Consider the following 12,508-nt stretch of genomic DNA (forward strand, 5'->3'; position numbering starts at 1 on the left):
CGGTACCGGAGTTCGGTCGCACTTACCCGATCGAGGTGTTACATCGCGAACACGCGGCGCACTGACTGCGCGTGCAATGCCCGGTTCTCTTGTGAGACGACCCAGTCCGGCACCAGCGAATCGAAGCCGTTGAATGTCGCGGCGATGACATGCAATTCGGTGTGGACGAAGGCATGCAGCAGCCGGTTGGCATAGTCGATGGCTTCGTCGCGACACGGGTCGATCTCCGAGCAGCTGATCAACGTGGGCGGCAGGCCCTCCAGGTTCGCCCGGTGCGCCGGAACATGTTGACCGCTGGCGCTGGCCGGCCCCAGGTAGTGACCCCACGCCCGGCTCACCGCCGGACCGTTGAGCCCCGGCGTGCGCTGAAACTCGCGCCGCGACGGCGTGGCATCGCTGTCCAGCATCGGCTGGTGCAGGATCTGCATCCGGATCTGTGGCCCCTCGGCGTCGAACATCCGCTGCGCCAGGCTCGCGACCAGGGCGGCACCCGCATCCCGGCCCATCACGGCCAGCCGGCCGGTGTCGACGTTCAGCTCGGCACAGTTTCGGATGGCGTAGTACAAACCCGCCTCGACGTCGTCGATCGCCGCCGGGGCCGGATTCTCCGGAGCCAGCCGGTAGTCGACCGAAACCACCAGACAACCGCCCTCGCGAGCCAGCTCCACGCATGCCGCGTGGTCCGTGTCCAGGTTGCCGGACACGAAGCCCCCGCCGTGGGCGTAGACCAGCAACGGCGCCCCCGAGTCACCCTCGATGGGTCCCCGGTAGAAGCGGAGGTTCAGCTGCTGGGCGCCCGGGCCGGAGATCGGGCGGGTGTCGATGGTCACGCCCTCGGTGTCGACTGCCGCGGCACGCTCGGCGGCGGCCCGGTTGGCCTGCTCTCGCTCGGCGGACAGTGTCTCGGTACGGAATTCGACGATGCCCACCTCGCCGGCGGCGTCGCGCAGCACCGGGTCGAGGCGGTTAATGCCTTGCGGGCGGGTCAGATCCGTTTGCGTCATACCCTCTCAACTTTCGGGCTTATGGTGCGGGCCTGGCGGGAGGCCCTGTCGGAAACCATAGTCAAGGTAGACCTGGTCAGCCGCGAGCCGTCACACCGCCGCAGCTGCGGGTAACCGGAGACTGGCCCGGAGGGCGGCTCAGCTGCCCGGAGTGGCCGCCTCGCCGGGGAGTGCCTGGACCGTGGCCGGCAACCCGTAAAGAGCCGTCGCGTTCCCGCGCATGATCCGTTCCCGCTGCTCGGCGGGGAACCGGTTGATCGCATACGCCGGCGAGTCGTAGCTCCAGTGCGGGTAGTCGGTGGAGAACATCAGATTGTCGCCCAGGTCCATCATTTCCAGGTACTCGCGGAACTCGACGGTGTCGACGTCTTCCAGCGGCTGGGTAGTGAAGCGGACATGCTCGCGCACGTAGTCCGACGGACGGCGTCGCACGTGCGGCAGGTCGGCGCGGCGGGCCTCCCAGATCCGGTCCATGCGTGACATCACCGGCATCGCCCAGGTGAAGCCGCCCTCGATGAAGACCACCCGTAGATCGGGGTGCCGATCGAAGGCGCCGTCGAACACCAGGCTCATCAGATGCGAGACATACAGCAGCGGCCAGGACGCGAAGAAGTCGTGCCAGTGCGCGGGATTGCCAACCGGGTAGAGGGGGATCAACTCGAACGGCGTCTGCCCCATCAGATGCGTGGAGATCGGGAGTCCGTTGCGCGACGCGGCTTCGTAGAGCGGATCGAAATGCGGGTTGCCGAACGGGATTCCGCGGGTCTGCGGCGTCATCAGCACCTGCGCCATATAGGGATGGCCGGCCCAGCGTTCGACCTCACGCGCCGCCTGCTCCGGTGTCTGCGCGCTGACGCTGATCGACCCGCGCCAGCGACCGTGCGCGTTGTGCTTGTCCAGCCACACGTCGGCGAGCCAGTCGTTGTAGGTCGACTTCAGCACATGTTCGGCCTGCGGCAGCTGCGCGTCGCACATCGGTTCCAGCGACGCGATGCTGACGCCGGCGTCGACGAGCAGTTGCTTGGCGGCGTAGTCCGGGTCGCTACCCGCTACGCCGCCGCCCGGCGGCCACGAGTCCATGCGCAGCGACGACGTTTTGAACGCGTCCGGGGTGTCGTAGAAATACGACATCGGGCCGACCGCATTTCCGGTGGGCCAGATCTTGTCCACCCATTCGGCGGGCGCGTAGGACTTGAGCACGTCGGTCGAGACGGGCAGCGGATGCACGTCGGTGTCGACGATGCTGACCGCGATTTCGTCGTTCTGGTCCGTCGAGTCCTCGACTCGTTCGATGGTGGTCATCAGACACGCTCCTTGAGTCCGTATAGCTCGTGCGCGTTTCGCCACAACACCTTGTCGCGCTGCTCGGCGTCGAGCCCCTGGGCCGCCACGTCCGGCGACGAGGTCGACCAGTGCGGGTAGCTCGACCCGTACATCAGCAGGTCGGTCTTGCCGGAAAACTCCATCCAGCGCGGCGTCTGGGCCGTCTCGAGCGGCCCGTCGAAGGCCGACGAGCAGAACCGCACATGGCCAGGCAGGTATTCGCTGGGATAGCGGTCGACCCAGGGCGTCTGGTCGCGCATCGACAGCCAGAAGGTGTCCAGCCGCCACATCAGCGGGGTGAGGATGTCGTAGCCGCCGTCGGCGAACACGAATTTGAGATTGGGCAGCCGGCCGAACACGCCCTCGATGATCAGCGTGGCCAGATGCACGAAATAGTTCAGCGGCATGAACGCCGCGTACCCCGGGTAGGTGTGGGCGTGGCCGGCGAATGTCGGCGCATGGTCGACGCCGTTGCCGCCGTTGATGTGCACCGCGACGGGTAGGCCGTGGGCGGCCGCCGCCTCCCAGATCGGCTCGAACATCGGCTTGCCGTAGGGCTCGCGCGACTGCATCGGAATGCCGACCTGCACCAGTTTGGGGTGATCGGCGAGGCGTTCGATCTCGGCGACCGCGCCGCGCGGGTCCTCGGGGTTGACCCGGATGGTGCCTCGAAACCGGTCCGCGTATCGGTGGGTGGTGTCGGGCTCGAGCCATCGGTCCAGCAGCCAGTCGTTGACCGCGGCGCAGATTCGGCTGTTGAGCAGGTAATCGGCGATATTGCCGCGGGTCAGCGGGTTCAGGATGGCGTAATCCACTCCGGTGTCTTCGAAGAGATGGCGGCCGACGGTCTCGGGATCGGAGCCCGGGTACTGCTCGCCGTAGAGATCCTGGCGATAGTCGCCACCCGGGGCCTGATACCACTGCTGCTCGACGTCGGGGATCGCCCGCAGCTGATGCGCGTCGGACAGGTAGCGCCGAATCTCGGCGTTGTAGCGGAAGTGCGGCTGCACATTGGTGTCGATGACGGGCGTGCTCATGCGGTCAGGTACACCTCCCCGTCGGTGACGTCGACGTGGTACGTCCGGATCCGACGCTTCGGATCGGCGAGGTTCTGACCCGTCGTCACGTCGAATTCCCAATTGTGCCAAGGGCATCGGACGATCTGGCCGTCACGCACCCGGCGTATCCCGCCGGGTTCCTCCGGCGCCGCTTCGGTGGTACCCCCGAGCAAACCCAGACACAGCGGGGCGCCTTCGTGCGAGCAGTAGTTCACGATCGCGTACAGCGCGCCGTGCACGTTGTAGACGCCGACCCCGAACTTGCCGACGTCGACGAGTTTCATCCCGCCGGGCGGCAGCTCATCGAGGGAGCACACGAAACGCCGCTGGGCCACTCGAGAATCACCGCCTCCGGGACCTATCCAGGACCTATCCAGGACCTATGCAGATCAATACTGTGCTCGTTACGGTAACCACCACAAGCCGTTGGGCTTCGTTGCTATTTATATTATGATAGCGAAAATCCGCTCGGATAGATCCCCGCCTTTCCGGTTGCCCAGGAGGAGCGCTTATGCCGCTAAGCACCGACCCCGTCGGCCAGCCCGTCACACTCGATTTCACCGGTGAAACCAGCCCGTATCCGTTTTTCGAATACATGAGGCGCACCGATCCGGTCTGGCACGGCGCGCTCGGTGACCACTCGCAGATGCCGGAAGAACTGCGGCCGAGCGACGAGTGGGTGCTGTTCGGATATGACGGCGTATTTCAGGCATTCCGCGACGACCGGGTCTTCACGTCGGCCGCCTACGACAAGACGATCGGTTTGGTGATGGGCCACACCATCTTGGCGATGGGCGGCAAGGAACACCACGACCACCGCAGCTTGGTGGCCAAGGCGTTTCGGGCCACCGCGCTGGAACGCTGGGAGCCCTCGGTCATCGGCCCGGTATGCGATCAGCTCATCGACGAGATCAAGAACGACTGCCACGCCGACCTGGTGCAGGCGCTGACGTTCGAGTTCCCGACCCGGATCATCTCGGTGCTGCTCGGACTTCCGCCCGAGGATCTCGACATGTTCCGGCGGCTGTCGCTCGACCTCATCTCGATTCCGACCGACATCGTGGCGGGGCTCAATGCCGCCACTGAGTTGCAGGGTTACTTCCTCGAGCAGGTCGAGCAGCGGCGCCGCAAACGCACCAACGACATCATCGGCGACCTGGTCGCCGCCGAGATCGACGGCGAGAAGCTCACCGACGACGCGATCATCGCGTTCCTGCGCTTGCTGCTGCCCGCCGGGCTGGAAACCACCTACCGCTCGTCGGGCAACCTGCTGTATCTGCTGCTGAACCACCCCGACCAACTGGAGATGGTCCGCCAGGACCGGGCCCTGATCCCGGCCGCCATCGAAGAGGGCCTGCGCGTCGAGACACCACTGACGATGGTCATGCGCACCACCACCGAGGAAGTCGAAATCGGCGGCAAGACAATCCCGGCCGGCGCCCAGGTCGACATGTGCATGGGCTCGGCCAACCGCGACGAAAGCCGTTGGCCCGACGCCAATCGCTTCGACATCCACCGCCCGCGCAGCTCCCACATCGCGTTCGCCGGCGGCATCCACATGTGCCTCGGTATGCATCTGGCCCGGCTGGAAACCCGGGTGATGCTGAACAGCCTGCTCGACCGGGTCGAGAACCTCGCGTTCGTTCCCGACGACGGCACCGGCGAGGAGTCCAGGATCGTCGGCCTGATTTTCCGGTCGCCGAACAAACTTCCCGTCACGTTCACCCCGGCCGCATGAAAAGCCGCGCGGCGATCCTGCACGACGTCGGCGGGCCGTGGTCTGTCGAGGAATTCGAGTTGGACGCACCGCGCGCCGGCGAGGTGCTGGTCGAGATGGCCGCCGCCGGGATGTGCCACTCCGACGACCACATCCTCAAGGGCGACATGTCGGCGCCCAACGAAATGCTGCGTTCGCTGGGGCTGCCCACCATGTTCCCGATGATCGGCGGCCATGAGGGTTCGGGCGTCGTGCGTGAAGTCGGGGACGGGGTAACGGAATTCGTCCCGGGTGATCATGTCGTGATGTCGTTCGTCGCGGTGTGCGGGCAGTGTCGCTGGTGCGCCAGCGGCATGGAGTACATCTGCGACATGGGTGCCAGCGTGCTGACACCGGGCATGCCGACCGACGGCACCTACCGCCACCACACCGCCGATGGCAAGCCACTGGGACATCTAGCGAAGGTGGGCGCGTTCTCCAAACACACTGTGGTGTCGACGAATTCACTGGTGAAGATCGAGCCGCACCTGCCGCTGGCGCCCAGCGCGCTGCTTTCGTGTGCGATACCGACCGGGTTCGGCTCGGTGGCCAACCGCTCCAATATGCGACCGGGTGACAGCGTCGTCGTGGTCGGCGTCGGCGGCATCGGTACCGGTGCGATTCAGGGGGCCCGCATCGGTGGCGCCGCGCAGATCGTCGCGGTCGATCCGGTGGAGTTCAAGCAGAAGTCGGCGCTCCAGTTCGGTGCCACCCACACCGCCGCAACCGCCGCCGAGGCAATGGATTTGGTGCGCGAGCTGACCTACGGCGTGATGGCCGACGCCGTCGTGGTCGCACCGTCGCTGATCACCCCCGACGATGTCCGCGACGCGGTGCGGCTCACCCGCAAGGGCGGGACCTGTGTGCTGACCGGCATGACCTCGCAGTTGACCAGCTCGGTCAAGATCGAGCTGCAGGACTTCATCCTGTCGAACAAGACGCTGGCCGGCACCGTGTTCGGTTCGTGCAACCCCAAGGCCGATGTCTTCCGGTTGGCCCGCCTCTACCAGACCGGCCAGCTACAGCTCGACGAGATGATCACTCGGCGCTACCGGCTCGACGACATCAACGAGGCTTACGACGACCTGCTCAGCGGCAAGATCGTCCGGGGCATCATCGACTTCGGGATCGAGTGACGTCACTTTCCGCGATTCTTCAACCGCTGCACCTGGCCGTAGGAGTCGATCGGGCTGTGCAGCGCCAGACCCCCGTCAGCGTGCACGATCTGTCCTGTCACCCAAGGCAATTCGAGCACGCCCACGATCGCCTCGGCCACGTCGTCGGGTTGCCCCAGGCCGCCGAGCGGCGTCCGCTCGGTCAGGCCTTCCACCCAGCCGGGCAGCGCTTCGGGGTTGGGCAGCATCGGCGTTCGGGTGACTCCGGGCCCGACGGCGTTCACCCGGATGCCGTGCGTCCCCCACTCCACCGCGGCGACTTTGACCAGCATGTCGACCCCGGCCTTCGACACGCAATAGGCGCCCATGTCGCGATCGGCGATCGAACCGCTGATGCTGGACACCGCGACGATCGAGCCCCCCAGACCGGCGTCGATCATCGCCCGCGCCGCCGCGCGGATCGTCAGCCAGGTGCCGGTCAGGTTCACCGCCAGCACCCGCTCCCACTGCGCGGGTGACTGCTTGAGCAGCACGCCCGCCGCGCCGACCGCGGCGCAGGTGACCACCCGGGTGGGCACACCATATTCCCGCACGGTTGCCTCCATCGCGACCGATACCGCCTCGGGATCGCTGATGTCGCAATCGATGTCGCCGCCCGATAGGTCCCACACCACGACGTCGTGACCCGCGTCGCGCAACCGCGTTACGACGTCATGCCCGATGCCGGACGCGCCCCCGGTCACCAGCGCGGTGCTCATTTCGCCCGTCCGATCAGCTCGACGAGCACGCCGTCGGGTGCGGTGATGACCGCCATCGCGACGGTCTTGCCGTCCGGGGCCACCACGTCGATACGACGGACGCCGTCGGTGAAACCCAGCGCCGCCAGCGCGGCCAGCGTCTCGTCGACCTCGCGCTGCAGCGAGAGCAACATGAAACCGTGCCGTAGTGCGGTGGAGTCCGGCAGTTCCGCGTCGGCGCCTTCGAGCTGCACTAGTTCGACGCTGCCGCTGCCCGGCTGCTGCGGATCGCCGAGAAAGATCGACCGCAGCCGGTCGGACTTGGCGCCGAACAGTTCTGGCCAATCGCCGGTGAACTCGTAGTCCATCACCTGGGTCAGGCCCAGGCCGTCGCGCCAGAACCGAAGGGACCGTTCGACATCGGAGGTGCAGATCGCCGAGTGGTGCACACCTAACATGGGCTCTCCTCTACATCTTGATCGCCGGGATCAGCCTGTCGACATTCCAGGTTCGGTCTCGTCGCGCCGACACCGATGAGATCGCCAGCGCGACAGCCGTTATCACGACCAGCACCACGATCGCCTGCCACAGCCGGGTGTCGATGCCGCCGAGGATGAGCTGTCGGAGCCCGTTGACGCCGTAGGTCATCGGGTCGAAGCGATGCAAGATCTGGAAGGGCCGTGACGTGGTCTCCACGGGGTACATGCCGCCGGCGCTGACGAGCTGGAGCATGAGCAGGGCCATGATCAATACGCGGCCCACCGCCGGGCCGACGAGCGCGTTGATCGCCTGCGTCGCGGCCACGAACGCGCCGGAGATCAGGATCATGAATCCCAGCATCGCCACCGGGTGCACCGCGTGCATACCGAGACCAAATCGGACCACGCAGTAGAGAATGACCGCCTGGAATAACGCGATCGCGGCTGCCGGCAGATAGCTGGCCAGCACCACGCGCAGCGCGAGCACCTCCGCGGCGATCGCGCGACTCTGCAGGGGCCGCAGCACCATCCACAGCACCAACGCGCCGAAGAACAGGGCCAGCGTCAGGAAGAACGGCGCCATGCCGGTGCCGAAGTTGGGCGCGGCGTTCTCGTGCGAGGCTTCGAGTTGCACCGGGCCGCCGATGGTGTCCGCGACCGCATCCTTTTGCTGGGTCGTCCAGTTGGGCAATTGCTTGGCACCGTCGGCGAGTTTGGTCGCCAATTCGGCCGATCCCGCCTTGAGTTGGTGTGCTCCGTCGTCGAGTTTCACTATGCCGCCGGCCAATTCAACGTTACCTGCGGCGAGCTGCTGGGCGCCGTCGCGCAGTTGGGTGAGCTTGTTCGTCAGCTCCTGGCCCCTGTTGCCGACTTGATCGAGGGCTGAGCCCAGCGGGCTGCCGGGAGCGCGCAGCGAAGTGGTCATCGCGATCGCGGCGTTCTGCGCGTCGGTGAGCTGCTGGCGGATCTGCGGCGTGAACTGATGACCGCGCAGCTGATCCTGGATGCCGCGCAGGTTATTCGCCAGCGGATCCTGTCGCGCGGAGAGCTGATCGATGACCAACTGAAGCGAGTTCGCGGCGCCATCCTGTGCCGTGGCAATGGCGCCGATCTGATCGTTGGCCTGTTGTAGCGCGCTCGCACCCTGTTGCAGTTGCTGCGTATTACCGCCGATCTGGGATACCGCTTTGGTGATCGCGATCAGCGGGTCGGTGGCCTGGTTGATTCCGTCGGACAGTTGCTGGGCTCCGGCGGCGAGCTTCGCCGAACCGGCCCGGGCGCTGTCGAGACCCGCTACCAGTTGTCCGGCGCCGTCATCGAGCCGAGCCGCCCCGTCGGCGGCCTGCTTGATCCCCGCTCCGGACGAAACCACCACCGAAAGCATGTGATTGACCGCCTGCCCCGAGATCCGGTCGGACACGGCGTTGAGCACCTGGCTGATCGCGGTGCGACCGATGCTGGTCGAGATGTAGTTGTTGGCGTCGTTGTAAACGGCGATCAGGTTGGCCTTCTTGGGCTGCCCGGTCACCGGCGACGCGATCGCCGCGCTGAAGTCGGGCGGCAATTCGACCATGAAGTAATACTTGCCGTGGTCGACCCCGTTGCGTGCTTCCGCCAAGTCCACGACGTGCCAGTCCAGGCCGCCGTCCGCGGTCAGGCTCTTGGCGATCTCCGCGCCGGCGTTGAACTGCTCGCCCGACACCATGGCGCCACGATCCGAATTGACCAGTGCCACCGGCATTTTGTTGGTGTGGCCGAAGGGATCCCAGAAGGCCCAGAGGTACAGTGCGCCATACACCAGCGGCAGCAGCATCAGCACCACGACGGCCACACGCGTCAACCGGTTGCGACCGAAACGCTTTATCTCCGAGCCGAATGCGAGTCCAGCCAGCATCGTCAATCCCCTTCGGTCAGGATGCGGTGATCGTGAAGTTCGTGGTCGGGCGCGTCCGTGCCGAGCGGATTGGTGACACCGACGACGACCGTGCGCTGCTCGGCGATCGCGCCGAGGCGCTCCACCGCGATCGCGCGCCGGGCATTGTCTCGAACCTGCTCGAGGTCGCCGACCACCAGGATCGGTCGCTTCGACAACAGGGCCAACGTGATGCGCAGCAAAAACAGTTCCAGGTCGGACAATTCGACGATGTAGGCATCGCCGGGCGGCGGGTCCGTTTCGCCGAACACCTCTGCCAGCTCGGCCTGACCGCCTCGCAGCGGCACCAGTGAGTACCAAGGCGCCAACCACCGCCGTTGCTCGGCGAGCACGGTCTCCACGGTCACCGACTCCTCCAGGTCATCGATGTCGTCGAAGGCCGCGATCGAGCAGTGCCGACGGATCGCGTGCGGTGTCGTCGCGCCGAGCACGGTCAGCGAGCCGTGGGTGGCCTTGAAGCGCCCGGCGAGGGTCAACAGCAACGTGGTCTGCCCCGGTCCGCCGGGCATCTGAATGGCGTGAAAACCCTGCGCGAGGGCAAGATCGACACCCGAGAACAGGGGCCCGTGCTCGCCGTTCACCCCTAATCCGGTGGCGGCAATTACCGGCGGACTCACGTCTTCCGTCGCATCCATGTGGACCCCTCCCCTAATCGCCGGATTCCAGCAGCGCGGCCATCAATTGTGTGAGCAGGTCCGGGTTTATGCTTCCGGGGCGCAAGACCTCTTCCATCGCGACACCCAAATTGAGGGTGATGACGAGCTGGGCGAGGTCGGCCAACCGCCGATCCGACGGCACCGTGTCGGCCGATTTGACGATCTGTAGCGCTTGGTCGGCGGCGGCACGACGGCGTTCGATCAGTCGCTCACGAAGCTGCGGATCGCGCTGTGCCCGCAGCCAGTACTCGACCAACAGGACGTAATAGTCGGAATGGTCGCGAACCGAGTCGAGCACCGAACGACTCAATTCGCTTGCCGCCAAAACGTTGTCACCGCCACTGCTGTCTAGGACTGTCGCGATTTGCTCACCCCGCAATTCGAATTCGCGATCGAGTAGGGCCAGGAACAGTTCGTCCTTGGACTCGAAGTTCGAGTAGACCGCACCCTTCGTAAAGCCCGCGGCCTGACCGACCGCATCGATGGTGGCACCGGCGAACCCTTCACCGGCGAACACCCTGGCGGCCGCGTCCAGGATCCGGTCGCGCACCTCGCCACGAGTGGGGCGGGTTCGATGTGGTTTCACCGGCGACATGTCCAGCAGCATACTCGCTAGTATCGATTGGATACTAGTCGGTATCGAAAGGTGGAGCCTCAGCCGAGCCTGGCCAGCGTGCGATCCCACAGCTCGCGCGCAAGCGCGGGGTCGTTGGCCAAGCGGCTGGCTTTGGCGACCGCACGCTTCGCGTAGTACTCACCGGGCGCCCACGCGACGCCGGGAGCACTCGACGCGAGCCACACCAACTGGTCGGCCCCCTCGTCGACGCTCGCGGTGAACCGCGCCTGCGGCGTGTACTGCTGCATGAACACCAGGAACCGCGACCCCGAGGCGCGGCCGAAGTTGGAATTGACGTAGCCGGGATGAACTGTCGCAACGGACAATCCACCGCCCTGATGGCGCCGGTGCAACTCCTTCGTGAACAAGACGATGGCCAGTTTCGAGAACGCGTAAGCGGTGCTGGCCCGGCGCCGGGCGGTGTTCTCCAGGTCGTCGATGGTGGCGCGGCGGACCAGCTTGTGCGACGAGCTGGTGGTGTTGACGATCGTGGCGCGTGAGGCCAGCAGCACCGGCATAAGCTGCGTGGTCAGCAGAAACGGCGACAGATAGTTGACCTGATAGGTGTGTTCGTAGCCGTCGGCGGTCAGCTGGATCTTGGTGCCCATGCCGCCGGCATTGTTGAGTAGCACGTCGATGCGCGGATAGTTGGCCCGAATCTTGTCGGCCAGGGCTCGCACCTGAGCCAGGTCACCGAAGTCGGCCACGAAATAGTCGGCGTCCAACTCGGCCGCCACCGCCGCCGTCTTGCTTTCCGAGCGCCCCACCACCACGATGTCATCACCGCTATGGCGCAACCGCCGAGCCGCGGCAGCACCGATGCCGTCGCTGCCACCGGTGATGAGGATCGTCCTATACGTCATTGCGTAGTCCTCCGCTCGGAGTGTAGCGAGCCGGAAGTAACCGATCTGCTCAACGACGCGGGAGCGGGCAACCGGCGTTGTCACTGGGAGACCCGCGCTTTGGGTGCCCGTGGAAGTCGGCGCGAGTACGGTGAAAAGTACGAGACCGCGCGGACCTCAACTCATTCGGAAATAGTGGATGTGGACACCAACATGAAGTTGACTGCGCTCATATCCTGCGTTCTGGCGGTCCTGCTCATACCCACTGGTGTGGCACGGGCCGACAGCAATGACGATAATTTCGTGAAAGTGCTAGCCGACCAAGGGATTACCGGCGATCCGAATCAGCTTGTCACCGAAGGGCACACCGCCTGCGACGACATCTCGAATGCCCACCTGGCCACCAGCTTGCCCCGATGGACCAGGACACCGGCGTTCGGCCCGGTGATGGGCGACCTGGGACTCTCGGTCTTTCAGGCCGGCTTTTTCATCAGTGCCGCCGAGAGTGCTTACTGCCCACAGTTTCTCGGGGTTGGCCGCTGAGAGCGCGGGTGCTACGGGTCAGGCAGTGGCGGCGGCGTTGGCGGCCTCGGTGGCCGCGTACGAGCCGGAGCTGGTCGACAGCGTGTTCACGAACTGCTCGTGAATCTCGGCCGCCTGGGCGCTGACCGCCTGGTAGAACTCCCCGTGTGCGGCGAACCGGGCCGCGGCGAGCGCCGAGACCTCGTCGGCCGCCGCCGGGATCACCCCGGTGGTCGGGGCTGCCGCGGCCGCGTTTTGGGCGCTAAGCGCTGACCCGATGCCCTGCAATGCTCCGGCTGCCGCGGCCAACGCCTCCGGCTGCGTCGTCACGAACGACATGGTGTTCCTCCTCCGCGATCCCAATGCTGCACTGACAGTAGACGCAGACATTCGCTCGAGGCCGTTCTGGGACACCTGTACCGCAACTGTTCACGAGCCGGTACGAGGAATTTACCGTTCGGTCAATA

At 65.7% G+C, this 12,508-nt stretch carries 14 protein-coding genes; 3 read left to right on the forward strand and 11 right to left on the reverse strand.

Translation table 11 applies throughout. The features are described from left to right. Positions 1 to 38 precede the first annotated feature (38 nt). From MAAFP003_RS19455 to MAAFP003_RS19470, 4 genes are all read right to left on the reverse strand, one after another. Positions 39 to 1,004, reverse strand: a complete 966-nt coding sequence (locus MAAFP003_RS19455; RefSeq protein ID WP_096289461.1) for an alpha/beta hydrolase — start codon at positions 1,002 to 1,004, stop codon at positions 39 to 41. Between the two features lie 138 nt (positions 1,005 to 1,142). Further along, positions 1,143 to 2,306, reverse strand: a complete 1,164-nt coding sequence (locus tag MAAFP003_RS19460; protein WP_096289462.1) for an amidohydrolase family protein — start codon at positions 2,304 to 2,306, stop codon at positions 1,143 to 1,145. After that, positions 2,306 to 3,364: an amidohydrolase family protein gene (locus tag MAAFP003_RS19465; RefSeq protein WP_096289463.1), complete on the reverse strand. Its 1,059-nt coding sequence runs from the start codon at positions 3,362 to 3,364 to the stop codon at positions 2,306 to 2,308. Before MAAFP003_RS19465 ends, MAAFP003_RS19460 begins: the two co-directional genes overlap by 1 nt. Further along, positions 3,361 to 3,720 carry a Rieske (2Fe-2S) protein gene (locus MAAFP003_RS19470; protein ID WP_096289464.1) on the reverse strand — a complete coding sequence of 120 codons (360 nt, stop codon included), beginning with the start codon at positions 3,718 to 3,720 and terminating at the stop codon, positions 3,361 to 3,363. The genes MAAFP003_RS19465 and MAAFP003_RS19470 overlap by 4 nt, the downstream gene beginning before the upstream one ends. Before the next feature lie 176 nt (positions 3,721 to 3,896). Here MAAFP003_RS19470 and MAAFP003_RS19475 point away from each other — a divergent pair, with 176 nt between their 5' ends. Together MAAFP003_RS19475 and MAAFP003_RS19480 are read left to right on the forward strand one after the other, a co-directional pair. Further along, positions 3,897 to 5,123, forward strand: a complete 1,227-nt coding sequence (locus tag MAAFP003_RS19475) for a cytochrome P450 (RefSeq protein WP_096289465.1) — start codon at positions 3,897 to 3,899, stop codon at positions 5,121 to 5,123. After that, positions 5,120 to 6,277, forward strand: a complete 1,158-nt coding sequence (locus MAAFP003_RS19480) for a Zn-dependent alcohol dehydrogenase (RefSeq protein ID WP_096289466.1) — start codon at positions 5,120 to 5,122, stop codon at positions 6,275 to 6,277. Before MAAFP003_RS19475 ends, MAAFP003_RS19480 begins: the two co-directional genes overlap by 4 nt. A gap of 2 nt (positions 6,278 to 6,279) precedes the next feature. Here the strand turns inward: MAAFP003_RS19480 and MAAFP003_RS19485 are convergent, their stop codons facing one another. From MAAFP003_RS19485 to MAAFP003_RS19510, 6 genes are read right to left on the reverse strand one after another with little or no spacing between them, the layout of a single operon-like run. Beyond that, positions 6,280 to 7,014: an SDR family NAD(P)-dependent oxidoreductase gene (locus MAAFP003_RS19485; RefSeq protein WP_096289467.1), complete on the reverse strand. Its 735-nt coding sequence runs from the start codon at positions 7,012 to 7,014 to the stop codon at positions 6,280 to 6,282. Then, positions 7,011 to 7,451, reverse strand: a complete 441-nt coding sequence (locus tag MAAFP003_RS19490) for a VOC family protein (protein ID WP_096289468.1) — start codon at positions 7,449 to 7,451, stop codon at positions 7,011 to 7,013. Before MAAFP003_RS19490 ends, MAAFP003_RS19485 begins: the two co-directional genes overlap by 4 nt. A gap of 10 nt (positions 7,452 to 7,461) precedes the next feature. After that, positions 7,462 to 9,366 carry a YhgE/Pip family protein gene (locus MAAFP003_RS19495; RefSeq protein ID WP_096289469.1) on the reverse strand — a complete coding sequence of 635 codons (1,905 nt, stop codon included), beginning with the start codon at positions 9,364 to 9,366 and terminating at the stop codon, positions 7,462 to 7,464. A 2-nt stretch (positions 9,367 to 9,368) separates the two neighbouring features. Further along, positions 9,369 to 10,040: an ATP-binding cassette domain-containing protein gene (locus tag MAAFP003_RS19500; protein WP_096289470.1), complete on the reverse strand. Its 672-nt coding sequence runs from the start codon at positions 10,038 to 10,040 to the stop codon at positions 9,369 to 9,371. A gap of 13 nt (positions 10,041 to 10,053) precedes the next feature. Further along, the gene (locus MAAFP003_RS19505; RefSeq protein ID WP_096289471.1) at positions 10,054 to 10,668 is read right to left on the reverse strand and encodes a TetR/AcrR family transcriptional regulator; all 615 of its coding nucleotides are present in this window, start codon (positions 10,666 to 10,668) and stop codon (positions 10,054 to 10,056) included. Between the two features lie 47 nt (positions 10,669 to 10,715). Next, entirely contained in the window at positions 10,716 to 11,540 is an 825-nt protein-coding gene (locus MAAFP003_RS19510) for an SDR family NAD(P)-dependent oxidoreductase (protein WP_096289472.1), read from the reverse strand. Between the two features lie 192 nt (positions 11,541 to 11,732). On the opposite strand from MAAFP003_RS19510, the gene MAAFP003_RS29245 reads away from it, so the two are divergent. After that, positions 11,733 to 12,062 (forward strand): DUF732 domain-containing protein, encoded by a 330-nt coding sequence (locus MAAFP003_RS29245; RefSeq protein ID WP_165796442.1) that lies wholly within the window; start codon positions 11,733 to 11,735, stop codon positions 12,060 to 12,062. A gap of 18 nt (positions 12,063 to 12,080) precedes the next feature. On the opposite strand, the gene MAAFP003_RS19520 is transcribed toward MAAFP003_RS29245, so the two are convergent. Beyond that, positions 12,081 to 12,380 (reverse strand): PE family protein, encoded by a 300-nt coding sequence (locus MAAFP003_RS19520; protein ID WP_096289473.1) that lies wholly within the window; start codon positions 12,378 to 12,380, stop codon positions 12,081 to 12,083. Positions 12,381 to 12,508: the final 128 nt, after the last annotated feature.

It is taken from the genome of Mycobacterium ahvazicum (assembly GCF_900176255.2).
GTDB lineage: Bacteria > Actinomycetota > Actinomycetes > Mycobacteriales > Mycobacteriaceae > Mycobacterium > Mycobacterium ahvazicum.